Source organism: Streptomyces sp. IBSBF 3136, assembly GCF_036815105.1.
GTDB lineage: Bacteria > Actinomycetota > Actinomycetes > Streptomycetales > Streptomycetaceae > Streptomyces.
The window spans coordinates 15066-40920 of record NZ_JAJSZC010000011.1 but is presented as its reverse complement, the minus strand read 5'-3'; the positions used below and the strand labels follow the sequence as shown (position 1 = coordinate 40920).

18 protein-coding genes are annotated in these 25855 nt (G+C 71.9%); 8 read left to right on the top strand and 10 right to left on the bottom strand.

All coding sequences use genetic code 11. The annotated features are described in order from the left end of the window. Positions 1-37: 37 nt before the first annotated feature. The 6 genes from V7E45_RS04195 to V7E45_RS04170 all read right to left on the bottom strand — a co-directional run bounded on the left by V7E45_RS04195 (position 38) and on the right by V7E45_RS04170 (position 9235). The gene (locus V7E45_RS04195) at positions 38-1372 is read right to left on the bottom strand and encodes a Dyp-type peroxidase (RefSeq protein ID WP_333772691.1); all 1335 of its coding nucleotides are present in this window, start codon (positions 1370-1372) and stop codon (positions 38-40) included. Between the two features lie 41 nt (positions 1373-1413). Continuing rightward, the gene (locus V7E45_RS04190; RefSeq protein ID WP_333772690.1) at positions 1414-2493 is read right to left on the bottom strand and encodes a tetratricopeptide repeat protein; all 1080 of its coding nucleotides are present in this window, start codon (positions 2491-2493) and stop codon (positions 1414-1416) included. Continuing rightward, positions 2493-3647 carry a DUF4331 family protein gene (locus tag V7E45_RS04185; RefSeq protein WP_333772689.1) on the bottom strand — a complete coding sequence of 385 codons (1155 nt, stop codon included), beginning with the start codon at positions 3645-3647 and terminating at the stop codon, positions 2493-2495. Before V7E45_RS04185 ends, V7E45_RS04190 begins: the two co-directional genes overlap by 1 nt. Before the next feature lie 210 nt (positions 3648-3857). Then, the gene (locus V7E45_RS04180) at positions 3858-4382 is read right to left on the bottom strand and encodes a hypothetical protein (protein ID WP_333772688.1); all 525 of its coding nucleotides are present in this window, start codon (positions 4380-4382) and stop codon (positions 3858-3860) included. Positions 4383-4844: 462 nt separating this feature from the next. Further along, a complete protein-coding gene (gene ppdK, locus V7E45_RS04175; protein ID WP_333772687.1) occupies positions 4845-7565 on the bottom strand; it encodes a pyruvate, phosphate dikinase in 2721 nt (906 codons plus the stop codon). A gap of 449 nt (positions 7566-8014) precedes the next feature. Further along, the gene (locus V7E45_RS04170; RefSeq protein WP_333772686.1) at positions 8015-9235 is read right to left on the bottom strand and encodes an ROK family transcriptional regulator; all 1221 of its coding nucleotides are present in this window, start codon (positions 9233-9235) and stop codon (positions 8015-8017) included. Between the two features lie 283 nt (positions 9236-9518). On the opposite strand from V7E45_RS04170, the gene V7E45_RS04165 reads away from it, so the two are divergent. The 3 genes from V7E45_RS04165 (at position 9519) to V7E45_RS04155 (ending at position 15505) form a co-directional block, all read left to right on the top strand. Then, positions 9519-10913 (top strand): MGH1-like glycoside hydrolase domain-containing protein, encoded by a 1395-nt coding sequence (locus V7E45_RS04165; protein WP_333772713.1) that lies wholly within the window; start codon positions 9519-9521, stop codon positions 10911-10913. Beyond that, on the top strand, positions 10910-12847 hold the full coding sequence (locus tag V7E45_RS04160) for an amylo-alpha-1,6-glucosidase (RefSeq protein WP_333772685.1): 1938 nt from the start codon (positions 10910-10912) through the stop codon (positions 12845-12847). Before V7E45_RS04165 ends, V7E45_RS04160 begins: the two co-directional genes overlap by 4 nt. 1041 nt (positions 12848-13888) lie before the next feature. Then, complete coding sequence (locus V7E45_RS04155; RefSeq protein WP_443055932.1) at positions 13889-15505, top strand: CDP-alcohol phosphatidyltransferase; 1617 nt, start codon at positions 13889-13891, stop codon at positions 15503-15505. Positions 15506-15550: 45 nt separating this feature from the next. Here V7E45_RS04155 and dusB read toward each other — a convergent pair whose 3' ends face one another. Beyond that, positions 15551-16684, bottom strand: a complete 1134-nt coding sequence (gene dusB, locus V7E45_RS04150; RefSeq protein WP_333772684.1) for a tRNA dihydrouridine synthase DusB — start codon at positions 16682-16684, stop codon at positions 15551-15553. 259 nt (positions 16685-16943) lie between these two features. Here dusB and V7E45_RS04145 point away from each other — a divergent pair, with 259 nt between their 5' ends. After that, positions 16944-18395 carry an MFS transporter gene (locus V7E45_RS04145; RefSeq protein WP_333772683.1) on the top strand — a complete coding sequence of 484 codons (1452 nt, stop codon included), beginning with the start codon at positions 16944-16946 and terminating at the stop codon, positions 18393-18395. A 157-nt stretch (positions 18396-18552) separates the two neighbouring features. Here V7E45_RS04145 and V7E45_RS04140 read toward each other — a convergent pair whose 3' ends face one another. Further along, positions 18553-19479: a helix-turn-helix transcriptional regulator gene (locus V7E45_RS04140; RefSeq protein ID WP_333772682.1), complete on the bottom strand. Its 927-nt coding sequence runs from the start codon at positions 19477-19479 to the stop codon at positions 18553-18555. A 101-nt stretch (positions 19480-19580) separates the two neighbouring features. Here V7E45_RS04140 and V7E45_RS04135 point away from each other — a divergent pair, with 101 nt between their 5' ends. Further along, entirely contained in the window at positions 19581-21008 is a 1428-nt protein-coding gene (locus V7E45_RS04135; protein ID WP_333772681.1) for an MFS transporter, read from the top strand. Positions 21009-21120: 112 nt separating this feature from the next. Next, positions 21121-21345, top strand: coding sequence for a hypothetical protein (locus V7E45_RS04130; protein WP_333772680.1), 225 nt, complete (start codon positions 21121-21123; stop codon positions 21343-21345). A gap of 146 nt (positions 21346-21491) precedes the next feature. On the opposite strand, the gene V7E45_RS04125 is transcribed toward V7E45_RS04130, so the two are convergent. Then, complete coding sequence (locus tag V7E45_RS04125; RefSeq protein WP_333772679.1) at positions 21492-22079, bottom strand: TetR/AcrR family transcriptional regulator; 588 nt, start codon at positions 22077-22079, stop codon at positions 21492-21494. Between the two features lie 26 nt (positions 22080-22105). Beyond that, a complete protein-coding gene (locus V7E45_RS04120) occupies positions 22106-23116 on the bottom strand; it encodes an aldo/keto reductase (protein WP_333772678.1) in 1011 nt (336 codons plus the stop codon). A gap of 204 nt (positions 23117-23320) precedes the next feature. On the opposite strand from V7E45_RS04120, the gene V7E45_RS04115 reads away from it, so the two are divergent. Together V7E45_RS04115 and V7E45_RS04110 are read left to right on the top strand one after the other, a co-directional pair. Next, positions 23321-24373, top strand: coding sequence for a chitinase (locus tag V7E45_RS04115; RefSeq protein WP_333772677.1), 1053 nt, complete (start codon positions 23321-23323; stop codon positions 24371-24373). A 263-nt stretch (positions 24374-24636) separates the two neighbouring features. Next, positions 24637-25752: an endonuclease/exonuclease/phosphatase family protein gene (locus V7E45_RS04110; protein ID WP_333772676.1), complete on the top strand. Its 1116-nt coding sequence runs from the start codon at positions 24637-24639 to the stop codon at positions 25750-25752. Positions 25753-25855: the final 103 nt, after the last annotated feature.

The following is a 25855-nucleotide window of genomic DNA, read 5'->3' as shown; positions in this document are numbered from 1 at the left end:
GTCCAGCGGGGTGACTTACACCCAGGCTTGGACAGGGTCAGGCGTCGAGGTCGGCCAGCCAGCGGAGTGCGCTGAGGCTCGGCAGGAAGAAGTATTCGCCGCCCCGAGTAGTGACAAAGCGCTCGACGCCGTGCAGGCGACGCCGGACGGGGCGTTGCGGAATCGTGTAGATCCCCGAGCCGTCGTTGTCACCCGTGAGCAGATCCTTCTCCACATCGAGGCCGGTGAAGTTGCCGTCGTTGAACCACTGCGACTTCACGAACTCGAACTGGCGGTCGAGGTGGGCGTTGACGGCGATGAACACGATGCCGCGGTCGGCGCCGTCGTCGTCCAAGGTGCCGGCCGGCAGCGGCGGCCCATAGCTAGTGCTCCGCCGGATCAGCCGGTGGAGGTCGACGTCACCGATGATCTCCGAGTCACGCGGATTGGCACGCCTGGCGTGGGCGCCATGGGGGCAGACCATGCCGCGGGGATCGGAAGCGTAGAGGAAGTCGTTGTTGCGCTGATCGTCCGCGCCCAGGTCCGGATCGTCGTGCTCGGGCGCCAGGATCAAGGGGGCTCCGCTCGGCCAGCGGCCCACGATCTTCGCGGCGAGCAGCAGCTCCTCCTCCGGGCCGCCGGCGTTGTCGCGGAGATACCGCCGGAAGGCGGCCACGTGGGTGTGCAGCTTCCTCCAGACCAGGAACGTGCCGTTGCGACCCAGGGCCTCAGGCTCCGGCATCGGCGGCAGGTTTCCCGTCTCGTCGGGGTAGCCCAGCACGAACTCGCCCGCCTTGAGGGTGGGGCCGCCACCCGGTGGGTACTCCGCGCCGCTGCCCTCCACGGCGGGATTGCTGATGCCGTCCTTGTAGCCGAAGCTGGTGTGCCCCGAGGCCAGTTGGTACAGATCCTGCCGGTACACCGCTTGAACGCCGAGGAGTTGCGCATGCGCCTGCCGCGCCCGTTCGAGGACGACCGCCAGTGACTCCTGGTCGGCGGCGATGAGGGACAGCACGATGTGCACCTGCCCGGTACCGAAGGGCGGCTCCCAGTGCGCGGGCGCGCTCTCGCCGGTGTCGCCCAGGAACCCGGCCCGTGCCGCCATCCCCTCCCGGAACTCCTCGGGGAAGCTGTTCAGGGAGGTATGCGGCACCCGGAGCGCTTCGAGCCCCCGGTAGGTCAGCGCGACGTTGAGGAGCGCGGGCAGGGGCGGCTGCCACCAGTCGGCGGCGGAATCGACCAGCCCGGCCAGACGGCCCATCAGCTCACGGCCGGCACGGGGATCGTCCACCCGGAGCAGGATGTAGGTCCCGACGTATGGTGACGGCCGGGTGCGCAACACGATGCCTTGGATGTCGTCGAGTTGCAGAGGCGGGCCTTCAACCGTCGTCATGTCGTCCCCTCAGCCAAACAACTGCCGATTTGTACCAATTTCTAGATCTGGCGACTCTCTCCGACACGGTTCCTCGCCCGAGAGACGAGCGCGCGGGCCCGAGGAGTCGGTCGAAGCGCGAGGTTCTGGAGCGACAGGCGAAGGGCCCGCTCAGGATCGCCGCCGACCGTCAGCCAGAACTCCGCCGCGTGATCGGCGTACGCCTCCGGGTGGCGCGCGACCAACAGCTCGTAGTGGTCAGCGGCCCTGGCGCGCCAGAACCGCGCCTCGCTCCACGCCTGCCCGTCTGCCAAAACGCCGGCGAGCTGAGCCGCGTAGTGGGGATCATCGCTGTCACGAGCAAGCCGGCGCAGCCGGCCGATCACCCCGGCGGTCCCGCCCCGGACGGCATCGATACCGGCGAGACGGCCTCGCGCCGGCGCGTAGGGCGGCAGTCGGCGTACCGCCTCGTCCAGCCAGAGCCGCGCCCTTGCCAGGTCACCCGCGGACAGCCATACCTGTCCGCACTGGCATTCGAGCTCGGCGAGCGGGAAGGGGCTGACCCCGCGATAACCGCGTCTGGCGGCCACGAACCACCTCTCGGCCTCGGCCGCCTCACCACACTCCGCGTGCCACCGAGCCAGGGCGGCCAGGGCACTGAAGCCACGCCGCTCCGACAGCGCCCGTCGATGCGCGGCGAGTGCCTCGTCGTACCGCCCGACCGCCTGATGGACGGCGGCCCGCTCCTCGTCCAGGCGCCGTCGTTCGAGCCCCATCGCGGCCGCCGCGTCCAGATCGGCCAGTGCCGCCGAGAACCGATGAAACCGCGCGGCCAGCCTGGCGCGAGCCACACGGGCGCGCGGATCGCCGGGGGACCGGTCGACGAACATCTCGGCGAGCGACGCAGCGCGCTCGGCCTCGTCGATACGGCCGAGAACATGCCCGCGCAGCGCGGTCAGCTCTACCAGCTCGTCCCACCCGGCACCCGTCAGACTTCCCCGCGTCGCCTGGCCCGTCAGCCCCTCGATGCGCGCATGGAGGTTGCCCATCGCGATCACTCCCGCCGTCGTCGCACAACCGCCGGCGAGATCGGGGATCTCCCCGTCGCTCGTCCGGTCGGCCGCTGCGACGTTGCCTCCCATCAGCTTGCTGAGGCCGACGGAATGGAAACCGGCTGGGGCGGGTCGAGGTTGGGCGGTGCCAGATACGGGAACTCCCGGGAACTCCGTGCGGTCGCCTGGTCGACGCCGTCACTGACCCGTGGGCCGTGGAAGGCATTGACGATCAGCGTGTACAGCGTGTCGATGACATCGTCGTCGAGCGAGCGGCCGCCACAGGTCGCGTGCGACCTGCCCTCCAACAGCGCACGCTCGATCTCGAAGTAGCTGTCCTCGGCGTACGGCTGCGCCACGTCCACGACCAAGAAGTCGGCGAGCAGCAGGTCGGTCAGCGGATGGGTGCCGCCCGGGTCCATCTGCCAGTCGAGTTTGCCGTCCAGACCGTCGAAGAAGGCGAGGTTGGCGTTGAGCCGGGAGCGGTAGGCGGCCAAGTGCTGCGGGCCCGGCCGGAACGGGTCTTCCTCGTTGTACAGGTCGCGCAGGTCCACCACCTTGTTCGCGCTGTCGACCCCGTTCTCCGACATCAGAACGTTCTTCACCTCCGGGCGGCCGAGCCGTTCGAGGCGTATGGGATAGGGGCCGGCCGTGACGGTCTCCGCGGCGACGGCGAACACGGCGCCCACGGCCGACCCGAGCAGCCCGGCGACGTCGAACTCGACGACGATGGTCAGGACGTTGACGTCGTGCAGCGTGTTGGTGCCCTTCGGCAGGAAGGCGAGCCGTCGCTCCGTCCGCGTCTGCACCTCTTTGCCGACATCCATGAAGAATGGATCCAGCCGCAGCCCGCCGTAGACGCGCACGCCCTGCCCCTCGCCGCCCCGCTCGTCGTTCACCTGGAACGCGACCGCCTCCCCGTCCGGAAGCACGCACGTCCCCCACTGCGCCACCTCTCCGCCGACGTCCGACTCGATCGGGCCCGAGAAGGTGCAGGTGAATGCGTACTCATCGGCACCCACCTCGAAAAGTGAACCCGGATGATCCGCTGCGATGGCTGCGGGGCGAACGCGGAACCGGTAGCTGGCGGCGTCGGAGAACAGGGCCCCCGGGCGGGCATTGGGAAAGACGTCCATGACGAGGACGAGCCGGCCCTCCAGGGAAGGGCTGGGGAAAACGTAGAGATCCGCGAGGTCGATGGCTGGATCGGCCTCGGCGCGGGTGCCGGAGAGGTGGTCGGACATGACGGCGCGGCCTTCGCTGCGGGGACCCGGGTCCGGCGGCCGTGCGCCGTTGCCGGGCCGCCTGGGTGATGCCCCAGGTGCCAGGGCCGCAGTCCGACCACAGCCACAGCACTCGGGACGGATGACAACTGCTGGGTACGCCCCTTTCGACGGACACACCTTCCAGCGGGCAGTTCGCCGAGGCGGCCACGACCGCCGAGGGCCAGGCCGTCAGTCGGCCGCCGCATCCAGCAACGAGTTGAACGCCTGGGAGACCTTCTGGGCCTTGGCGGTGTCCTCGACCGTCATGCTCGGATTGGAGGCGTACCACATGTCGGCCTCCACGATCTTCGGTGTCAGCCAGTCGACGATGCCGGGATCGGTCGCCCCGGGGTAGCCCTCGAGGACGCCGTCGAACATCTCGTCGAACCACGGCGCGGCGTTGGCGAAGATGTCCGCGATGTACGGCTTGAAGTCACCGTCGTAGGTGACCGCGCCTATGACCTGGGTGTCATTGTTGATGAACGTGACACGGAAGTCGTGGACGGTGCCGACAAGCTTCTCGTAGTGGAAAGCGTCTTCCTGGATCTTGTCGGCGTGCTGGCGGAACCTCTCCGCCCCGCCTGGCTCGACATCCCAGAGAACCGTGATTTCCGCTATGTCCCCGACCCGCTTCCCGAGACCGTCAGGCTGCCTGAAGACGGTCGGCGCGGCATCCTTCGGAGTTGCCGACGTCTCGGACCTTTGCGTCGTCATGACTCCCTCTCCCTTTGATCTTCTATATGGCCGGTATAGGGCTCCTTCTCCGTTCTGAGGCGTTCGGATTCCATCCTTTTAGCCAGCTTTGTCACCTCGCAGAGCGTATGCAAGAGGATCATCACGGAACGGGCCGCAGGCCCCGTCTCGCGGGGCAAAGCACGGTCCTCCCCTGGCCGAAGGCTTGCCGCACCAGGGCGCGGTACCGAGGGATGCGGTCACGACGAGGGCCCTCACCGCCTCCGGATGGAGCGGGTGGATCTCCGGGTAGAAGACCTCTGGTGGTCTCAGCCCCTCCCATGGGCACTTCGGGATGATCCCCTCTCGGCGGGCCATCTTCCGCAGACCATGCGCGAAGAGGCGGCACCCCCGCACAGGGTGCCGCCCCTTCTCTTTTCTTCATGTGCGCCGGAGCCGCCGTCGATCGGTTTGAGGGTCGGGGACCGACGACGGCTCCGGGGTCTAGCGGTGGTCGCTGCCCGCCGAGTTGGTGGCCGCGCGACCCGCTTCCAGGCGGGCGACCGGGATGCGGAACGGGGAGCAGGAGACGTAGTCCAGGCCGGCCTCGTGGAAGAAGTGGACCGACTCCGGGTCGCCGCCGTGCTCGCCGCAGACGCCGAGCTTGAGGTCGGGCCGGGTGGCGCGGCCGGCCTGCGCGGCCGCCTTCACCAGGGAACCGACGCCGTCCTTGTCGATCGTCTCGAAGGGCGACACACCGAAGATGCCCTTCTCCAGGTAGGCCGTGAAGAACGAGGCCTCCACGTCGTCCCGGCTGAAGCCCCACACCGTCTGGGTCAGGTCGTTGGTGCCGAAGGAGAAGAACTCCGCGGCCTCCGCGATCTGGCCGGCGGTGAGCGCGGCGCGCGGCAGCTCGATCATCGTGCCGATGGCGAGCTTGAGTTCCGTGCCCGTCGCCGCCTGGACCTCGGCGATGACCTGGTCGGCCTCCTCGCGGACGATCTCCAGCTCCTGGACCGTGCCGACGAGCGGGATCATGATCTCGGCGCGCGGGTCGCCCTTGGCCGTCTTGCGTTCCGCCGCGGCCTCCGCGATCGCGCGGACCTGCATGGTGAACAGGCCGGGGATCACCAGGCCGAGGCGTACGCCGCGCAGACCCAGCATCGGGTTCTGCTCGTGCAGACGGTGGACCGCCTGGAGCAGGCGCAGCTCGTTCTCGTGCGGCTCCTGGCGGGACTCGGCCAGGGCCACGCGGACCGACAGCTCCGTGATGTCCGGCAGGAACTCGTGCAGCGGCGGGTCGAGGAGACGGACCGTCACCGGAAGGCCGTCCATCGCCTCGAACAGCTCGACGAAGTCCTTCTTCTGCAGGGGCAGCAGCTCCCGCAGGGCCGCCTCGCGCTCCTCCTGGGTGTCGGCGAGGATCAGCTTCTCGACCATCTCGCGGCGCTCGCCGAGGAACATGTGCTCGGTGCGGCACAGGCCGATGCCCTGGGCGCCGAAGCGGCGGGCGCGCAGCGCGTCCTCGGCGTTGTCCGCGTTGGCGCGCACCCGCAGGCGGCGCTTGCGGTCGGCGAAGGCCATCATGCGGTGCACGGCCTCGACCAGCTCGTCGGCGTCGTCGGCGCCCGGGTGCATCCGGCCCTCGAAGTACTCCACGACCGGGGACGGGACGACCGGGACCTCGCCCAGGTAGACCTTGCCGGAGGAGCCGTCGATGGAGATGACGTCGCCCTCCTCCACGATGTGACCGCCGGGCACCGTCATGCGGCGGCGCTTGGTGTCGACCTCGAGCTCCTCGGCGCCGCAGACACAGGTCTTGCCCATGCCGCGGGCGACCACGGCCGCGTGGGAGGTCTTGCCGCCGCGCGAGGTCAGGATGCCCTCGGCCGCGATCATGCCGTCGAGGTCGTCGGGGTTGGTCTCGCGGCGGACGAGGATGACCTTCTCGCCCGAGCGGGACCACTTCACGGCGGTGTAGGAGTCGAAGACCGCCTTGCCGACCGCGGCGCCCGGCGAGGCGGCGATGCCCCGGCCGACCTTCTCGACCTTGGCGGACTCGTCGAAGCGCGGGAACATCAGCTGCGCCAGCTGGGCGCCGCTGACACGCTGGAGCGCCTCGGTCTCGTCGATGAGGCCCTGGTCCACGAGCTGGGTCGCGATGCGGAAGGCGGCACCGGCGGTGCGCTTGCCGACGCGGGTCTGGAGCATCCAGAGCTGGCCGCGCTCGATGGTGAACTCGATGTCGCAGAGATCCTTGTAGTGGTTCTCCAGGGTCTCCATGATCTGCATGAGCTGGTCGTACGACTTCTTGTCGATGTTCTCCAGCTCGGCGAGCGCGACCGTGTTGCGGATGCCCGCGACCACGTCCTCGCCCTGCGCGTTCTGCAGGTAGTCGCCGTAGACGCCCTGGTGGCCCGAGGCGGGGTCACGGGTGAAGGCGACGCCGGTGCCGGAGTCGGGGCCGAGGTTGCCGAAGACCATCGAGCAGACGTTGACCGCCGTGCCGAGGTCGTGCGGGATGCGCTCCTGGCGGCGGTAGAGCTTGGCCCGGTCGCCGTTCCAGGAGTCGAAGACCGCCTTGATGGCGAGGTCCATCTGCTCGCGCGGGTCCTGCGGGAAGTCCCGGCCGGCCTCGGTCTTGACGATCTTCTTGAACTTGGTGACCAGCTTCTTCAGGTCGGCGGCCTCGAGGTCGGTGTCGACCGTGACCTTCTTGGCCGACTTGGCCGCGTCGAGGGCCTCCTCGAAGAGTTCGCCGTCGACGCCGAGGACGGTCTTGCCGAACATCTGGATGAGGCGGCGGTAGGAGTCCCACGCGAAGCGGTCGTCGCCGGCCTGCTTGGCCAGGCCCTGCACCGACTTGTCGGAGAGGCCGATGTTCAGGACGGTGTCCATCATGCCGGGCATGGAGAACTTCGCGCCGGAGCGGACCGAGACCAGCAGGGGGTCGTCGGCCTGGCCGAGCTTCTTGCCCATCTTCTGCTCGAGGGCGTCGAGGTGCGCACTCACCTCGTCACGCAGTGCCGCGGGCTCCTCGCCGCTCTCCAGGTAGACCTTGCAGGCCTCCGTGGTGATGGTGAAGCCAGGAGGGACCGGGAGGCCCAGGTTCGTCATCTCGGCGAGGTTGGCACCCTTGCCGCCGAGGAGATCCTTGAGCTCCTTGTTGCCCTCGGTGAAGTCGTAAACGAACTTCGCTACGTGGGGTTCTTTGTTTTCCGACACGGGTCTCGACTCCTTGAGGCCGCGGTGGCTGCCCTGACGGCGAGGAACATACCCAGATCGAAGGCACCTTGGTACGTCCACTTGCGCGTCATGCGCCTGTAACCACTCGTCCGCCAGCGGATCGAAAGTCAAAGCTTGGCAAGCAACAACAGCAGTAAGTGTTCATCTCTTGAACGCACCCACCCACGAAGGTGGGGTTAATTGCTCAGATGAGCGGCTCTCAACACGTCTGAGTTCGATCGATGAACGATCAAGGGGTGGCACCGAGTGCCACCCCTTGGAGAAGTGCAGTCGCTCAAGATCCGCTCATCTGAGCGCAACCCTTATCAAGGGTGGCGAGAATCACGCTGCCACAGCGCGTCGGATTTCACCATGCGGACGGGTGTCCGGACCGGAGACGAGCAGGTCGAGCGGGTCGCGCACCCGGCGCCCGGCGCGGTTCGAGCGGGTCACACACCCAGCGCGAGCAGCCGCTCCTCCACCCGCTCGGGCGCGTACAGGTGCTCCACGACCAGCGCCCCCGCGCCCACCAGCGCGGCCCGCTCCCCCAGCCGGGCGGTCACGACGTCCAGACGGGCCGTGGAGCGGGGCAGCGCCCGCTGGTAGAGCAGCTCCCGGACACCGGTGAGGAAGGCGGTCCCGGCGAGGTCGCCCGCGATCATCAGCACCCCCGGGTTGAGCAGTGTCACCACCGTGGCCAGCACGTCCCCCACCCGGCGCCCGGCCTCCCGGGCCAGCGCGGCCGCCTCCGGGTGGCCGGCGGCCAGCAGGTCCCGCACGTCCGAGCCGGACGCGGCCGGCACCCCGGACTCCGCCAGCCGCCGGGCCACGGCGCCACCGCTGGCGACGGCGGCGAGACAGCCGTACGAGCCGCACCGGCAGAGCGTCTCGGAGCCCACCCGGATGTGCCCGATGTCCCCCGCGCCGCCGTCGACGCCCCGGTAGACGGAGCCGTCGACCACCACCCCGGCACCGATGCCCGTGGACACCTTCACCAGCACGAACGCCGAGCAGTCGGGGTACCCGGTGCGCTGTTCGCCGTAGGCCATGAGATTGGCGTCGTTGTCGACCAGGACCGGGACGGGGCCGGCGCCGGTGTGCTCGGTGAAGGCGCGGGAGAGGCGCCCCCGTATGTCGTAGCCGTCCCAGCCCGGCATGATCGGCGGCTGCACGACCCGGCCGGTCTCGCTGTCCACCGGGCCCGGGACCGCGAGACCGATGCCGCACACCGCGTGCGGTGGGTGCCCCGCCCCGGCCAGCAGCTCGCCGAACCAGCGCGCGAGTTCGCCCAGCACCGCCTCGGGGCCGGCCTGCACCACCAGGGTGCCCGCGCGCTCGGCGAGTATCTCGCCGGTCAGGGTGAGGACGGCCGCGCGCGCGTGCCGGGTGTCGAGGTCGGCGGCGAGGACGACCGCGTGGGAGTCGTCGAACTCCAGGGTGATGGCGGGTCGCCCGCCGAGCGACGACTCGACCGGACCCGCGGCTCCCTCGCGCAGCCAGCCCGCCCGGAACAGCCGGTCCAGGCGCTGTCCGACGGTGGCGCGGGACAGCCCGGTGGCCTGCTGGAGCGCGCCCCGAGTCACCGCCCGTCCGCTGCGCACCAGTTCGAGCAGATCGCCGGCGCCGGGCTGACTGCCACCCTTGCCGGTCCTGCCGGGCCGTCCGGTCATGCACACCCCCTTGTGTTCACCGAACCCGCATTACATAGTGGGTTCTGCGTGTTAAATAGACGTAACCCCACGGTAGCCACCGCCGGCCACCGTCAAACCCGACCGGCCGGACGTCTTCGGGGAGCCCCGAGTGGACCGCACTTCCCAGCTCACAGCCTGTTCCCCCGAGCCTGCGATCGCATACGACCGCCCGGCACCGCAACCGGCCCCGACCACGGCACCGGAACCGGCCCCGGACCCGGAGGCCACACACTTAACCGCGGCGCCGACCCCCACCCCGGACCTGTCCGGCCCGGCCGACCTGTCCGGCCCGTCCGAACCGTCGCTGCGCGCGCGGGCGGCCCAGGTGCTGGCGGCGAACTGGACGGGCGGCTCGACCGTCCCCTCCCGGAGCCTGTATCCGCACCAGTGGTCGTGGGACTCGGCGTTCGTCGCCATCGGCCTGCGCCACCTGTCTCCCCTGCGGGCGCAGACCGAACTGGAGACGCTGCTGGCGGCCCAGTGGGGCGACGGGCGCGTCCCGCACATCGTCTTCAACCCCTCCGTACCGCTCGACGCGTACTTCCCGAGCCCCGACTTCTGGCGCTCCTCGACCGCGGGGCGCGCGGCCGGCGCCCCGCGCACCGTACAGACGTCGGGCATCGTGCAGCCACCCGTGCACGCGCTGGCGGCCTGGCTGGTGCACCGCGCCGACCCCGCCCTGTCGCGGGCGCGCGGCTTCCTGGCCCGGATGTATCCCCGGCTGGCCGCCTGGCACCGCTATCTGCTGCACCGGCGGGACCTGGGCGGGGGCGGCCTGGCGTCCGTCGTGCATCCCTGGGAACAGGGGATGGACAACAGCCCCTGCTGGGACCTCCCGCTCTCCCGGGTCACCCCGGCCCCGGCCCGCACCTTCCGCCGCGCCGACCTCACCCACGGCGCGCCCGAGGACCGGCCGACCGACCTCGACTACGGGCGGTACGTGCGGCTGGCCGCGGACTACCGGGACGCCGGGTACGCCGACGGCGGCGGGCGGTTCGCCGTCGAGGACCCGGCGTTCAACGCCCTGCTCATCGCGTCCGAGCGGGCACTGGCCCGGATCGCCGAGGAGCTGGGTGCGCCCGGGACGGCCCGCCGCGCACGAGCCGGGCGGCTCACGGCGGCCCTGGTGGAACGGCTGTGGGAGCCGGCGAGCGGGATGTTCCTGTGCCGGGACCTGCGCGGCGGCGGCCTGCTGCCCGAGCGCGGTGTGTCCGGCCTGGTCCCGCTGCTGCTGCCGGAACTGCCCCGGGACGTCGCCTGCGCCCTCGTGCGCACGCTGCGCGGCCCGCACTTCGGGCTCGGCCGGTCCACGGCGCTGGTCCCGAGCTACGACCTGCTCGGCGAGGCCTTCGACCCGCACCGGTACTGGCGCGGACCCGCCTGGTTCAACACCAGCTGGCTGCTGGAGCGGGGGCTGCGGACGCACGGCGAGCGGGAACCGGCCGACGCCCTGCGCGCGGCGGTGGTCGCCCTCGCGGGGGCCACCGACTTCGCCGAGTACGTCGACCCGTACACCGGCCAGGCCTGCGGGGCGACCGGCTTCAGCTGGACCGCCGCGCTCGCACTGGACCTGCTGCACCAGCGCCGGGGCCCCACCGTGTCCCGCACGGCCACCGGCGCGTTCGACACCAGTGACAAGGGAGGGGACCGGCAATGACGGACCGGCATCATCTGCTCGTGCACGGGGCGACCTTCGCCGCCGTGGGCGACCGCGGCGACATCAGCGGGGTACGCAACGGCAGTTCCCCCGACGGGCTGTTCGTGCGGGACGCCCGGCACCTCAGCCGCTGGCAGCTCACCGTCGACGGCGCGGTGCCCGAGGTGCTCACCCCGGTCGCCGACGGCGACGCGGCCCGCTGTGTGCTGGTGCCGCGCGGGGGCCGGCGGGAGCCGCCCGGGCACACCCTCTTCCGGGAACAGGCCGTCGGCGACAGCTCGTTCGTCGAGTCCCTGCGGGTGACGAGCAACCGCCCGGCACCCACCACCGTCCGGCTCGCCCTCACCGCCGACGCCGACTTCACCGACCAGTTCGAGCTGCGTTCCGACCACCGCACCTACGTCAAGGCCGGCGCCGTGCGCTCCCGCCAGATCCTGGACGACGGCATCCAGTTCACCTACCGGCGGGCCGAATGGCGGTCCTGCACGACCATCACGGCCGAGCCCGCCCCGGACGCCGTCGAGGAGACCGGCACCGGCGCCCGCCGACTGGTGTGGACCCTGGAGCTGGAACCCCACGGCACCACCGAGCTGATGCTGCGCGTGATGGCCCGCCCGCACGGCGACCGGCGCGCCCTGCGGGTGCCGCGCTCCCCCGCCTCGGTGCACGAGCAGGTCGTCGACCTGGAGGAGCGGTTCATGGAGGGCGTCGCCTTCCCCACCGGCCGGCCGGAGCTGGCGAGGGCCTGCGCCCGCGGGCTGGCCGACCTGGCCGCGCTCCAGGTGCCCGCGGCCGGGCCGGACGGCGAGGAGCTGCGCGTCCCGGCCGCCGGCGCCCCCTGGTTCCTCACCCTGCTCGGCCGGGACGCGCTGCTCACCGCCCTGTTCGCGCTGCCGTACCGGCCCCGGTCGGCCGCGGCCACGCTGCTCGCGCTGGCCGCGACGCAGGCGACCACGACGGGCGGGGCGTCCGCCGCGCAGCCCGGCAAGATCGTGCACGAGGTGCGCCACGGCGAGCTGGCGCACTTCGGGCAGGTGCCGTTCGGGCGGTACTACGGCTCGGTCGACGCCACCCCGCTGTTCCTGATCCTGCTCGGGGCCTACGCCGAGCGGACCGGGGACACGGACCTGGCCCGGCGTCTGGAGCCGCACGCCCGGGCCGCCGTCGGCTGGATGCTGGACCACGGCGGACTGACCTCGCGCGGCTACCTCGTCTACCGCGCCGACGAGGGCGGCCTGGCCAACCAGAACTGGAAGGACTCCCCCGGCGCCATCTGCTGGGCCGACGGCACCCGGCCCACCGGGGCGGTGATGGCCGCGGGCGCCCAGGGCTACGCGTACGACGCGCTGCGCCGCACGGCCTGGGTGGCGCGCACGGCGTGGGCCGACGAGACGTACGCGGCGCTGCTGGAGCAGGCGGCCGCCGACCTCCGGGACCGCTTCCAGCGGGACTTCTGGATGCGGGAGCACTCCTTCCCGGCGCTCGCGCTCGACGGCGACGGCCGCCAGGTGGACGCGTTGGCCTCCGACGCCGGGCACCTGCTGTGGTCGGGGCTGCTGGACAAGGAGTACGGCGAGGCCGTCGGCCGGCGCCTGCTGGAGCCGGACTTCTTCTCCGGCTGGGGAGTGCGCACCCTCGCCTCCGGCCAGCCGGCGTATCACCCGCTGTCGTACCACCGCGGCTCGGTCTGGCCGCACGACAACGCGCTGATCGCGCTGGGTCTGGCCCGGTACGGGCTGCACGACGAGGCCCGTACGGTGGCGCGCGCCCTGGTGGAGGCGGCGACGGCCACCGGGCACCGGCTGCCAGAGGTCCTCGCGGGGTACGGCCGCGGTACGCATCCGGAGCCGGTGCCGTACCCGCACGCGTGCGTCCGCGAGGCCCGCTCGGCGGCGGCCCCGCTGGCCCTGCTCACCGCGGTCGGAGGGGTCTGACGGGCTTTGACCGGGCGTTTGCCCGGTGTTTGCCGAGGCCCGTGAACAGCGGACTCGGGCGAGCCGTACGGGATGGCGGCGGGCCAGGCGGGCCGTGCTTCCCCGGCCCTGCCCAGCCTCCCGGCGTGGCCCGCCACTCCGTCACGGGTCTCGCACGGAAGGACCTCCGGGTTGCCTCAGCACACGAGCACGCGCCAGTCACCGGACACACCGGAGGCGACGACCGGGGACGCCCCGAGCGAGGCGGACCCGGCCACCGCGGCGGCCCCCGGGCCGGTCACGGGCAAGCCCCCGCAGCCCCGCGCCGCCGAGCCGGCCGCGACCGGCCAGGCGGAGGGGCCCGGCACCGATGAGGTTCCGGAGCCCCGCACGGCCGGATCGGCGGCCACCGGGGAAGCCCCGGAGCCCGGCACCGACAAGGCCGACAGCACCGAAGCGGTCCCGAAGGCCGGGGCCGATGAGACTGCCCCCACCGCGGAGGCCACGAAGGCGGTCCTCTCCGAGACCGGCCCCACCGAAGAGGCGGAGAAACCGGACGTCGACGCGGCCGGCGCCGCCGCCGAGACCCCGGAGCCCGGTCCCGACAAGGCCGGCCAGAGCGGCGAGGCCCCGAAGAGGGGTGCCACAGAGGCCGGCCCCGCCGAAGAGGCAGAGAAGCCGAACGCCGACGCGACCGGCACCGCCGGTCAGGCCCCGGAGACCGAGTCCGGCGCCACCGGAGCGGCCGCACCGTCCGGGACCGACGAGGCCGCCGCTACTGGAGCGGCCGCACAACCCGGCACCGACAGGGTCGCCATCACCGGTGAGGCCGCACGGTCCGACACCGGCGACGCAGCACAGTCCACCACCGGCGGGACCGCCACCACCGCCGAAGCCACCGAGCCCGGCGCCGGCGAAGCCGATCCCACGCCCGGCCCGGAGGCCACGCAGCCGGACGTCGATGAGGCGACAGTGGCCGGTGCGGACGGAGTGCGGACCCGGTGGGCCAGGCGCGTGGGGCGCTGGCGGGAGGCGCATCCGGGGGCCGCACGCGGGCTGTCCGTGACGGTGACCGTACTGGCCGCCGCTCTGGTCGTGGCCGCGCTGGTGCTACCGAACAGCGTCGTCGGGCTGCGGCCCGTGAAGTTCGCCCGGATTCCGGCGGAGGCGGTCATCGGGGCCGCGGTGATGCTGGCCCTGCCGCGTCGGCCCCGGGTGGTGCTGGCCGCGGTGTCCGGGGCGGCGCTGGCCGCGATGACCGTGCTGAACCTGCTCGACATGGGGTTCAACCAGTACCTGGGCCGCAGCTTCAACCTCGTCCTCGACTGGAGCCTGCTCGGCGACGCGCAGTCGTACCTGGAGGACTCGCTCGGCCGTACGGCCACCCTCGTCGCCACCGCCGGTCTGATCGCCCTGGTGCTGCTGCTCTTCGTGCTGCTGGCGCTGTCCATGGTCCGGCTGAGCAACCTGCTCGCCCGGCACACCGGTACCGCCACTCGCGGCACGCTGGTCGCGGGCGTCGTGTGGATCACCTGCTCCTCGCTCGGCCTGCAGATCTCCGGCGTGCCGATCGCCTCGGACCGCACCGCCGCCGCCCTGAAGATCCAGGCCCACCGGGTGGCCGACACCCTCCGGGACGAGGCGGAGTTCCGCAAGGTCGCGAGGGTCGACGCCTTCGGGAACACCCCCGGCGCCCAACTCGTGCCCGACCTGCGCGGCAAGGACATGATCTTCACGTTCATCGAGAGCTACGGCCGCAGCGCGATCGAGGACCCGATCATCGCGCCCGGCGTCGACAAGACCCTGGACGAGCGCACCGCCGCGCTGGCCAAGGCGGGCTTCCACGCCAAGAGCGGCTGGCTGACCTCGGCGACCTACGGCGGCAGCAGTTGGCTCGGCCACTCCACCACCATGTCGGGGCTGTGGGTCAACAACCAGCAGCGCTACCGCACGGTCATGGCCAGCGACCACCTCAGCCTCACCAAGGCGTTCGAGAAGACCGGTGCCTTCGACACGGTCGGGGTCATGCCGGGTGTGCAGAAGGCATGGCCGGAGCAGAGCTTCTACGGCCTGAACAAGGTCTACAACGCCTTCGAACTCGGCTACAAGGGGCCGAAGTTCAGCTGGTCGACCATGCCGGACCAGTACGCGCTCCAGCAGTACCAGGAGCGGGTGCACAGCAAGCGGCCCGCCGACGGCAGGTCGCGCATGTCGCTGCTCATCCTCACCTCCAGCCACCAGCCCTGGGCGCCGATCCCGAAGATGGTCGGCTGGGACCAGCTCGGCGACGGCTCGATCTTCAAGGGCATCCAGGCGGCGGGGAACAAGCCGGCCGACATCATCGCCGACACCACCAGGTCCCGGCAGGAGTACGGCAAGTCGGTCCAGTACTCGGTGACCGCGCTCACCCAGTGGCTGGAGCGCTACGGCAGCAAGGACACCGTCCTGGTGTTCCTCGGCGACCACCAGCCCATCGCCCGCGTCAGCGGCAACCACGCCAGCCGTGACGTGCCGGTGGCGATCGTCGCCAAGGACCCGAAGGTCCTCGACAAGATCGACGGGTGGGGGTGGACGGACGGTCTCCGGCCCGCGCACGACGCCCCGGTGTGGAAGATGAGCTCCTTCCGCGACCGATTCCTGACGGCCTACGGCTCGACCCCGCACCCGAAGCGGGGCTGACCCGCCGGACGGCGACGGCGGGCGGCGGACGGCGCGCGGGCGGAATCAGCCCCCGGACGTGTCCAGTTCCGCTTCCTCGCCGACGCCCGCGCAGTCGTACGGGTCCTTCAGCCAGCCGTCCGGCAGCACCACACGGTTGTTGCCGGACGTACGGCCGCGGGGCCCGTCCGCGCCGGCCGGCCAGGGCTGGTCCAGGTCGAGCTCGTCGAGACCGGCCCGCAGCTCCGCCAGCGACGAGGTGATCGCGAGCCGCTTGCGCATCTCGGAGCCGACCGCGAAGCCCTTGAGGTACCAGGCAACGTGCTTGCGGAAGTCGACGACGCCCTTCGACTCGTCCCCGATCCACTCGCCGAGCAGGGTCGCGTGGCGGACCATGACAGCGGCCACCTCGCGCAGGGTCGGCCGGGCCAGGTCCTCGGTGCGCCCCTCGAAGGCGGCGACCAGGTCCGCGAACAGCCACGGCCGCCCGAGGCAGCCGCGCCCGACGACCACACCGTCGCAGCCGGTCTCCCGCACCATCCGCAGCGCGTCCTCGGCCGACCAGATGTCGCCGTTGCCGAGCACCGGGATCTCGGGCACGTGCTCCTTCAGACGGGCGATGGCGTCCCAGTCGGCCGTGCCGCCGTAGTGCTGGGCGGCCGTTCGGCCGTGCAGGGCGATCGCCGTGACGCCCTCCTCGACGGCGATGCGGCCGGCGTCGAGGTAGGTGATGTGGTCGTCGTCGATGCCCTTGCGCATCTTCATCGTGACGGGGAGGTCCCCCGCCCCGCTGACCGCCTCGCGCAGGATGGCGCGCAGCAGGTTGCGCTTGTACGGCAGGGCGGAGCCGCCGCCCTTCCGGGTCACCTTGGGGACCGGGCAGCCGAAGTTCAGGTCGATGTGGTCGGCGAGGCCCTCCTCCGCGATCATGCGGACGGCCTTGCCGACGGTCGCCGGGTCGACGCCGTAGAGCTGGATCGAGCGCGGCTGCTCGCTCGCGTCGAACCTGATCAGCTGCATGGTCTTGTCGTTGCGCTCGACCAGCGCCCGGGTGGTGATCATCTCGCTGACGAACAGGCCCTTGCCGCCGCTGAACTCCCGGCACAGGGTGCGGAAGGGCGCGTTGGTGATGCCCGCCATGGGTGCGAGCACGACGGGCGGCGCGACGGCGTGCGGGCCGATGGAGAGCGGGTGGGTCATCAGACGGCTCCGGGACGGACGTACGGCGGGAGGCAAGGACCCATTGTCCCTCACTCCCCGCCCTGCTCCGCCGGCCCCTCCCGGAACCCGGGGCGCTTGCCCCCGGCGGGCCCGGGTACAGGGGGTGGCCGGAGCGCATTCCGGGTCCCGCACACCGGCACCGGTACGGACGCGGCCACGGACACGGACACGGACACGCCGGCATCTTGTAGCGGTCATTAGTTAGATGCACTATCGAAATTCGCGTACGATGGGGCCCATGCCCGAGCTCAGCCACCGCCGACGCATGCTCGTGCTCGCGATCTGCTGCATGAGTCTGCTGATCGTGAGCCTCGACAACACCGTCCTGAACGTGGCGCTGCCCTCGATGCAGCGCGAACTGCACGCCGAGACCTCCGGCCTGCAATGGACCATCGACGCCTACACACTGGTCCTGGCCTCCCTGCTGATGCTCGCGGGCTCCACCGCCGACCGCATCGGCCGCAAGCGGATCTTCATGTCGGGCCTGGTCGTCTTCTCGCTCGGCTCCCTGCTCTGCTCCCTCGCGCCCAACCTCGAACTGCTCGTCGTCTTCCGCATGGTCCAGGCGATCGGCGGCTCGATGCTCAACCCGGTCGCCATGTCGATCATCACCAACACCTTCACCGACTCCCGTGAGCGCGCCCGCGCCATCGGTGTCTGGGGCGCGGTGGTCGGCATCTCCATGGCGGCCGGTCCGCTGGTCGGCGGCCTGCTGGTGGAGTCGGTCGGCTGGCGCTCCATCTTCTGGGTCAACCTCCCGGTCGGCCTCGCGGCCCTGCTGCTCACGCTGCGGTTCGTGCCGGAGTCCCGCGCCCCGAAGGCCCGCCGCCCCGATCCGGTCGGCCAGCTGCTGGTGATCGCCCTGTTCGGCTCACTGACGTACGCGATCATCGAGGCGCCGGACGCCGGACTCGGCACCGTGGCCCCCTTCGGCGCGGTGGCGGTCGTGGCCCTGCTCGCCCTGCTCTGGTACGAGCCCCGACGCGACGAGCCCCTGATCGACCTGCGCTTCTTCCACTCCGCCCCGTTCAGTGGCGCGACCGTGATCGCGGTCAGCGCGTTCGCGGCCCTCGGCGGCTTCCTGTTCCTGTCCACGCTGTACCTGCAGAACGTGCGCGGCCTCGACGCGCTGCACGCGGGCCTGTGGATGCTGCCCATGGCCGCGCCCGCGTTCGTGTGCGCGCCGCTGTCCGGACGCCTGGTGGGCAGCCGGGGGCCGCGGCTGCCGCTGGTGCTGGCCGGTGCCGCGATGACCGCGAGCGGGGTGCTGTTCGCGGCCTTCGAGGCGGAGACCTCCAACGCCACCCTGTTCGTCGGCTACATGCTGTTCGGCATCGGCTTCGGCTTCGTGAACGCCCCGATCACCAACACGGCGGTCTCCGGGATGCCGCGGGCCCAGGCTGGTGTCGCGGCCGCGGTCGCCTCCACCAGCAGGCAGCTGGGGCAGTCACTGGGCGTGGCGGTCGTCGGGGCGGTGCTCGCCTCCGGAGTGGGGTCGTCGCCCTACAGGGACGCGTTCGTGTCGGCCGCCAGGCCGGGATGGTGGATCCTCACCGCGTGCGGGCTGGCCGTGCTGGTCCTCGGCTTCGTCTCCAGCGGGCGCTGGGCCCGGCGGACCGCCGAGCGCACGGCGGACCGGCTGGAGTCGGCGAAGGTCCGCGAGGTCGTGGGAGCCTCCGGGCGCGCCTGACACCGGGCGCCTGCCCCGGGACGCCGACCCGGGGTGCCCGTCCCGGGGGCCGCCTGTCCGCGGGGTGCCGAGCCGGGGTGCCCGTTCCGGGGGCCGCCTGTCCGCGGGGTGCCGAGCCGGCGGCTCCTGACCCGAAGGAAGTTTTTCAGGGGCCCCCTCAGGGGCGCCCCTGACCTGCCAGTGCCTTCTCGTGCAGCTTCTCCAGGCGCCGGCGGGTCTCCTCGTTGCGCGGGGTGTACGTCACCATCCGCGGCCCGGCGTCCGGGCCCAGCCACAGGTCGGTGTGCTCCAGCGTCAGATGCCCCACGTAGGGGTTGAGGAACTCCTTGATCTTGGTGCGGTGGCCGACGACCTCGTACCGCTCCCAGTTCTCGCGGAACTCCGCCGACTCCGTCTGCAGCCGCTTGACCAGCATCTTCCAGGCGGGCTCGCCGAGGTGGCCGGCCAGCGAGGCGCGCAGCCGGGCGGCCATCAGGCGCATGGTCTCGTCGAGGTGGACGATGGCCGCGCGCCAGTCGCTGTTGGTGTACACGAGGAGCATGCAGTTGCGGTCCTCGGGCGGGACGGCGTCCAGGTCGCCGAGCAGCAGGCCGTAGGTGCGGTTGTAGGCGAGGATGTCGTACCGGCTGTTCTGGATGCAGGCCGGGACCGGCTCCAGTGCTCGGAGCATCTCGCGCAGGGCCGGGGTCACGCTGGGGCAGTCGGCGGCCGGGCTCGGATCGGCGGCGCCGGCCAACTGGAAGAGGTGGGCTCGTTCGCCCGCGTCCAGCATCAGGGTGCGGGCCAGGGCGTCCAGGACCTGCACGGACACCTGGATGTTGCGGGCCTGTTCGAGCCAGGTGTACCAGGTGACACCGACCGCGGAGAGCTGGGCGACCTCCTCCCGGCGCAGTCCGGGGGTGCGCCGCCGGGCACCCCGGGGCAGCCCGACCTGCTCGGGCGTGATCCGCTCACGCCGGCTGCGCAGGAAGGCGGCCAGCTCGTGCCGCCGGATCTCCGCGCCCCGCGCGGTCGGGCCGGTCGGCGGCGTCGGGCCGGCCGGCGCGGTCGGCGGGGCGGCGGTCCGCTGGACGGTGGTCGTCATGGCTCCAGGGTGCCCCGTGGCGGATCCTGTTGCCAGGTAGTTCTTGTACCAGGACAAGGACACTCTGGTACCCGCCTGAGGGTGCGCGCAGGCTCGGGGGCATGACACAGACCGTCACCACCTCCGCGGTCCGCGCCCGGGCGTCCTCGCCCGTGCTGAGCGGGCCCGGGCTGTTCACCGTTCTGCTGGCGGCCGCGCTGCCGCTGGTCGACTTCTTCATCGTCAACGTCGCCCTGCCCACCATCGGTGCCGATCTCGCCGCGGGCGAGGCCGTGCTGGAGCTGGTCGTGGCCGGGTACGGGGTCGCCTACGCCGTGCTGCTCGTGCTCGGCGGGCGGCTCGGGGACCTGTTCGGCCGGCGGCGGCTGTTCCTCGCCGGCATGGCCGCCTTCGGGCTGACCTCGCTGGCCTGCGGGCTCGCGCCCGGCGCCTGGTGGCTGGTGGGCGCGCGGGCCGCGCAGGGTGCGTCGGCCGCGGCGATGCTGCCGCAGGTGCTCGCCACCATCCAGGCCACGACCAGCGGCGGCCGCCGGGCCCGGGCGATGAGCCTGTACGGCGCCACCGCCGGCCTGTCCATGGTGGCCGGGCAGATCCTGGGCGGCGTGCTGGTCGCCGCCGACCTCGCCGGGACCGGCTGGCGGGCGATCTTCCTGGTCAATGTGCCGGTCGTGCTGCTGGGTCTGGTGCTGGCCGTGCGGTTCGTTCCGGAGACCCGCTCCCCGCGTCCGGAGCCCGTCGACGGGCCCGGCACCGTCCTGCTCGCGGTGTCCCTGCTGACGCTGCTCGCGCCGCTGACCGAGGGCCGGGCCGCCGGCTGGCCGCTGTGGACGTGGCTGTCCCTGGCCGCGTTCCCCCTCGCGGCGGCCGCCTTTTACGCGGTGGAGCGGCGGGCGGACCGGCAGGGGCGCACCCCGCTGGTGCCACCGAGCCTGTTCGCGCTGGCGTCACTGCGCCGGGGACTGATGCTGATCCTCCCGTTCTCCGTCGGCTTCAGCGGGTTCATGTTCGTGATCGCGCTGGCGTTGCAGCGGGGCGCCGGGCTCGGACCGGTGCCGGCGGGGCTCGCGCTCGCGCCGATGGCGGTGGCGTTCCTCTTCGTCTCCCTGGCCGGGCCGCGGCTGATCGCCCGGTACGGAACCCGGGTGCTCACCGCCGGTGCCGTGGTGCAGGGCGCGGGCGTGCTGCTGATCGTGCTGGCAGCCTGGCGGGACTGGCCGCACCTGGGCTTCGGTCCGCTGCTGCCGGGCGTGACCGTCGCGGGGGCCGGGCAGGCGCTGCAACTCCCCAACCTGATGCGGATCGTGATGTCCGAGGTGCCGCCGGCCCGGGCCGGGGTCGGCAGCGGTGTGATGGTCACCACCCAGCAGTCCGCGCTCGCCCTCGGGGTGGCCACCCTCGGCACCCTCTTCCTGGCCCTCGTACCGCACCAGGGCATGCGGGACGCGCTGGTCGTCACGCTGCTGGCGCAGCTGGCGGGGGTGGTGCTGACCGGCCTGCTCAGCCTGCGGCTGCCGCGCACGGTCGGCTGAGCCGGCCGGTCCCGGGGCACGGCTTGGACAACTCGCCGCGAAGGACCCCCCGTTGATGTTGAACCTGCTGCACACTCCTTGCGGTCGGGTCTGCCGGACGTGGGGAGGCGTCATGCCGCGGGACATCAGCACGAGCAAGGTCAGCCGCTGGGACGGGCACGGCCGGGAGCACGTCGTCCGGGTGCAGCGCACGGGTGTGCAGCGCACGATCAGATGCGACACCTGCGGCTGGCGCCGCAATGCCCAGTTCCTGCCCTGGCTGAAGGCCGAGGAGCACCTGGCCGAGGCCCACCAGGCGACGGTGGACCCGGCGGCCACCCGCCAGCCGTCCCGCTGACAGCCGGCACGGTCCCGACCCGCCGCAGCGTCGAGTGACGTCGGCTGAGCCGCGACCGGCACCGGGACCAGGACGGGGACGGCTTCGGCCCACGCCGGCCGTCGCGCCGACGCGCGGAGCCCGGCGGTTCACCGTGCGACGTCGGCCTACGCCTTCAGGCCGCGCACCAGCAGCTCGACGACCGCCTCGAACTCCGTCCGGATGCCGGGCTGCTGCCACTCCCGGGCGTAGCACGGGTCGTGGAAGCGGCCGGTGGCCTGGAAGACGGCGCGGGCCGCCGCGGCCGGGTCGGGGGTGGTGAAGGAGCCCGCCCCGGCGCCCGCCTCGATGATCCTGGCGAGCTGGGCGGTGAGGTCGGTGACGTGCTCGCCGACCACCCCGCCGTTCTCGTCGGTCAGCACCGTGTAGGTCGCGAACAGCTCCGGGTCGTCGCCCGCCTTGTGCCGCTTGGCCTCGAACAGGGCCGCCAGCCAGGCCCGCAGCCGGTCCTCGGCGGCGTCGTCACCGGCGGCGATGCCGGCGAGCCGCTCCGACGTACGGTCCAGCCACCGCTTGGTCACCGCCTCGCGCAGCGCCGCCTTGGTGCGGAAGTGCCGGTAGACACTGCCGTGACTGACCCCGAGCGAGCGGGCCACGTCGACCACGGTGGCCTTGGCCGGGCCGTGGCGGCGCAGCACCTCCTCGGTCGCTTCGAGGATGCGCTCGGCGGTCAGGGTCTCGGTGGTCGGTGCCATGCCATAGACCGTACCCGGGGGCGTGGTCAGTGCTCGCTGTCGAGGTGTGCCATCTGTGCCGCCGGGTAGCGGTCGCCGGCCGCCGCGTCGGCGGGGACGGCCTCCTCGACGGCGGCGAGGTCGGCCTCGTCCAGGGTGATGTCCGCGGCGCCCAGCGCCTCGCCCAGCCGGTCACGGGTGCGGGCGCCGACGAGCGGCACGATGTCCTCGCCGCGGGAGAGGACCCAGGCGATGGCGATCTGCGCGACGCTCACGCCCTTCTTCTCGGCGATGGTGCGCAACGCCTCGACCAGCGCCAGGTTGTGTCGCAGGTTCTCGCCCTGGAAGCGGGGCGAGTGGGCACGGAAGTCGTTGGCGGCCAGCTTGCGGTCCTGGGAGAAGTGGCCGGAGATCAGACCGCGGGACAGGACGCCGTACGCGGTGATGCCGATGCCCAGCTCACGGGTGGTCGGCAGGATGTCCCGCTCGATGCCGCGCGAGATGAGCGAGTACTCGATCTGCAGATCGGCGATCGGGGCGGTGGCGGCCGCCCGGCGGATGGTCTCGGCGCCGACCTCGCTCAGGCCGACATGCCGGACGTACCCCTTCTCGATCAGTTCGCTGATGGCACCGACGGTCTCCTCGATCGGCACGTCCGGGTCGAGTCTGGCGATGCGGTAGACGTCGATGTGGTCGACGCCGAGGCGCTGAAGGGAGTAGGCGGCGAAGTTCTTCACGGCGGCAGGGCGGCCGTCGTAGCCGGACCAGTTGCCGTCCGGGTCGCGCAGGGCGCCGAACTTCACGCTGAGCAGGGCCTTGTCGCGCAGGGCGGCGGGCGCGGCGCGCAGGGCCTCGCCGATCAGCATCTCGTTGTGCCCCATGGCGTAGAAGTCGCCGGTGTCCAGCAGGGTGACGCCCGCTTCGAGGGCGGCGTGGACGGTGGCGACGGACTCCGCGCGGTCGGCGTCGCCGTACAGCGCGGACATGCCCATGCAGCCGAGGCCGAGGGCGGAGACCTGGGGGCCGGTGGTTCCGAGGGTTCGGGTTCGGATCGTCATGTCGTCCACTCTGCCATGACAGATGACAGATTTCAATATCTGTCATCTGTCATCTGTCATTCGCCAGCCGCCCCCCGGGCGCACCGCACAGCCAATCGGGACTTGGTCCAGACCTATTGACGAGAGGTCTGGACCACCTGCACTGTCGAATCAGCACTGTCATGCCTACGTCACCTCACCGCACCCCCCACCGGGAGGCCCCGCATGCTCCGCCGCACGCTGCGTCTGCTCACCGCCGCGCTCACCACGGCCGTCCTCGCTCCGCTCGCGATCGCCATCGCCCCCACCGCCTCCGCCGCCGACACCTGCGCCGTGAAGCCGCGCCCGGCCGGCAAGGTGCTCCAGGGCTACTGGGAGAACTGGGACGGCTCCGCCAACGGCGTCCACCCGCCCTTCGGCTGGACCCCGATCACCGATTCCCGGATACCCGCCCACGGCTACAACGTGGTCGACGCGGCCTTCCCGGTCATCCGCTCGGACGGGACGGCCCTGTGGGAGGACGGCATGGACAGCGGGGTGAAGGTGGCCACGCCCGCCGAGATGTGCGCGGCCAAGGCGTCGGGCCAGACGATCCTGCTGTCCATCGGCGGCGCGGCGGCCGGCATCGACCTCTCCTCCAGCGCGGTCGCCGACCGGTTCGTGGCGACGATCGTCCCGATCCTGAAGAAGTACAACTTCGACGGCATCGACATCGACATCGAGACCGGCCTGGTGGGCAGCGGCAGCATCACCCAACTGTCCACGTCCCAGGCCAACCTGGTCCGCATCATCGACGGCGTCCTCGACCGGATGCCGGCCGGTTTCGGCCTGACGATGGCGCCGGAGACCGCCTACGTGACCGGCGGCAGCATCACCTACGGCTCGATCTGGGGCGCCTACCTGCCGATCGTGAAGAAGTACGCGGACAACGGCCGGCTGTGGTGGCTGAACATGCAGTACTACAACGGCAGCATGTACGGCTGCTCCGGCGACTCGTACTCGGCCGGCACCGTGCAGGGCTTCACCGCCCAGACCGACTGCCTCGCCAAGGGGCTCGTCGTGCAGGGCACGACCGTGCGGGTGCCCTACGACAAGCAGGTGCCGGGCCTGCCCGCACAGTCGGGCGCGGGCGGCGGCTACATGTCACCGTCCCTGGTGTCCCAGGCGTGGAAGCACTACGGCGGCGCGCTCAAGGGCCTGATGACCTGGTCGGTCAACTGGGACGGATCGAAGAACTGGACCTTCGGCGACAACGTCCGGACGCTGCAGGGACGTTGAGCGTGCGGTAGGGGCGCGGGCGGGGACCCCCGCGCCCCGGACGCTGTTGGGGGGGGGGGGGGGGGGGGGGGGCGGGGGGGGGCCCCCCCCCCCCCCGGCCCACCCTCCCCTGACCAGAGGTCAGCACCGGTTCCCGGCTCCGGGCCCGTTCCGTTGGACACCGCTGCGTGGTGCCCGGAGAATGGGAACTGTCGGCGAGCAGTCCTCAGGCGGCGCCTGCCGCCGGCCCCGCGGTGCTCTCGCGCCGCCGGAGGAGGCCCGCCATGAGCGTCCGTATCGCCACCTTCAACATGGAGAACGTGTTCCGCCGGCCCACGGCCTTCCGCCTCGCGGATACGGCGAAGCGCGAGGAAGTCCTCGGTGACTTCGCCAAGTTGGTCACCCTCCTGGACCTGCCGGTGTATCAGGAGGGCGACAAGAAGGAGATCGCCCGGATCATCGAGAAGCACCGGGCGTACGCCATCGACCCGCAGGACCCTCCGCCGATCTACGTCAACCAGTCCCGTCCCGGCAAGGGCTCCGGGCTGTTCCGGACGTCCGGGACCGGGAAGAACACCAAGGTCGAGGTCACCGCGGACGGCCGTACCGGTTGGGCCGGCTGGGCCGAGCTGGGGCAGGACGACCTCCACCTGGACGTCGTGCGCAACACCGGCCGGGTGGTCTCGGAGGTCGACGCCGACATCCTGCTCACCGTGGAGGTCGAGGACCGGCTCACCCTGGAGCGCTTCAACACCCAGGTGCTGGCCGGGGCGCTCGGCAGACGCCCGTACCCGTACAACCTGCTGATCGACGGCAACGACCCCCGGGGCATCGACATCGGGATCCTCAGCCGCCACCCGATCACGTCCGTGCGGACGCACCTCTTCGACACCGGCCCGGAGCACCCCGACGAGCGCCTCTTCAGCCGGGACTGCCCCGAGTTCGAGATCCGGCTCGACGGGTCGCCCCTGGTGGTCCTCGGCAACCACCTCAAGAGCAAGTTCAACGACGACCCGGAGCTGCGGCTGGCCCAGGCGAGGCGGGTCGTGGAGATCTACCGCGCCGCCTCGGAGCGCACCCCGCACGTCCTGGTCGCCGGAGACCTCAATGACGACCCGACCAGCGCGGCGGCCGAGGAACTGCGGGACACCGGGCTGCGGGACGTCATGAGCCACCCGTCCTACCACGGCGAGCCCGGCACCCACGGGGACTGCCGCAGCGAGCGCGACAAGATCGACTACGTGCTGCTGCCTCCGTCGCTCTGGCCCCAGGTGCAGCACGTCGGGCTGGAGACCCGGGGACTCTTCGCGCCGCCGGGCATCAAGTCGTTCGACACCGTCACGTCGAAGACGGACGCGGCGTCCGACCACGCGGCGCTCTACGTGGACCTGGACCTCTGAGACACGACGGTGGGGGGGGGCCGCCGGGGGGGGGGGCGGGGCCGGGGGGGGGGGGCCCGGGGGGGGGGGCCGCCGCCCCCGGGCGGGGGGGGGCGCCCCCGGC

Coding starts and splice junctions, on each gene's coding strand:
- V7E45_RS04110 (WP_333772676.1), top strand. CDS start 24,637: ATGAGCGTCCGTATCGCCACCTTCAACATGGAGAACGTGTTCCGCCGG.
- V7E45_RS04190 (WP_333772690.1), bottom strand. CDS start 2,493: ATGGGAGGCAACGTCGCAGCGGCCGACCGGACGAGCGACGGGGAGATC.
- dusB (WP_333772684.1), bottom strand. CDS start 16,684: ATGACCCACCCGCTCTCCATCGGCCCGCACGCCGTCGCGCCGCCCGTC.
- V7E45_RS04185 (WP_333772689.1), bottom strand. CDS start 3,647: ATGTCCGACCACCTCTCCGGCACCCGCGCCGAGGCCGATCCAGCCATC.
- V7E45_RS04160 (WP_333772685.1), top strand. CDS start 10,910: ATGACGGACCGGCATCATCTGCTCGTGCACGGGGCGACCTTCGCCGCC.
- V7E45_RS04140 (WP_333772682.1), bottom strand. CDS start 19,479: ATGACGACCACCGTCCAGCGGACCGCCGCCCCGCCGACCGCGCCGGCC.
- V7E45_RS04120 (WP_333772678.1), bottom strand. CDS start 23,116: ATGACGATCCGAACCCGAACCCTCGGAACCACCGGCCCCCAGGTCTCC.
- V7E45_RS04195 (WP_333772691.1), bottom strand. CDS start 1,372: ATGACGACGGTTGAAGGCCCGCCTCTGCAACTCGACGACATCCAAGGC.
- V7E45_RS04135 (WP_333772681.1), top strand. CDS start 19,581: ATGACACAGACCGTCACCACCTCCGCGGTCCGCGCCCGGGCGTCCTCG.
- V7E45_RS04130 (WP_333772680.1), top strand. CDS start 21,121: ATGCCGCGGGACATCAGCACGAGCAAGGTCAGCCGCTGGGACGGGCAC.
- V7E45_RS04115 (WP_333772677.1), top strand. CDS start 23,321: ATGCTCCGCCGCACGCTGCGTCTGCTCACCGCCGCGCTCACCACGGCC.
- V7E45_RS04170 (WP_333772686.1), bottom strand. CDS start 9,235: ATGACCGGACGGCCCGGCAGGACCGGCAAGGGTGGCAGTCAGCCCGGC.
- V7E45_RS04145 (WP_333772683.1), top strand. CDS start 16,944: ATGCCCGAGCTCAGCCACCGCCGACGCATGCTCGTGCTCGCGATCTGC.
- V7E45_RS04125 (WP_333772679.1), bottom strand. CDS start 22,079: ATGGCACCGACCACCGAGACCCTGACCGCCGAGCGCATCCTCGAAGCG.
- V7E45_RS04180 (WP_333772688.1), bottom strand. CDS start 4,382: ATGACGACGCAAAGGTCCGAGACGTCGGCAACTCCGAAGGATGCCGCG.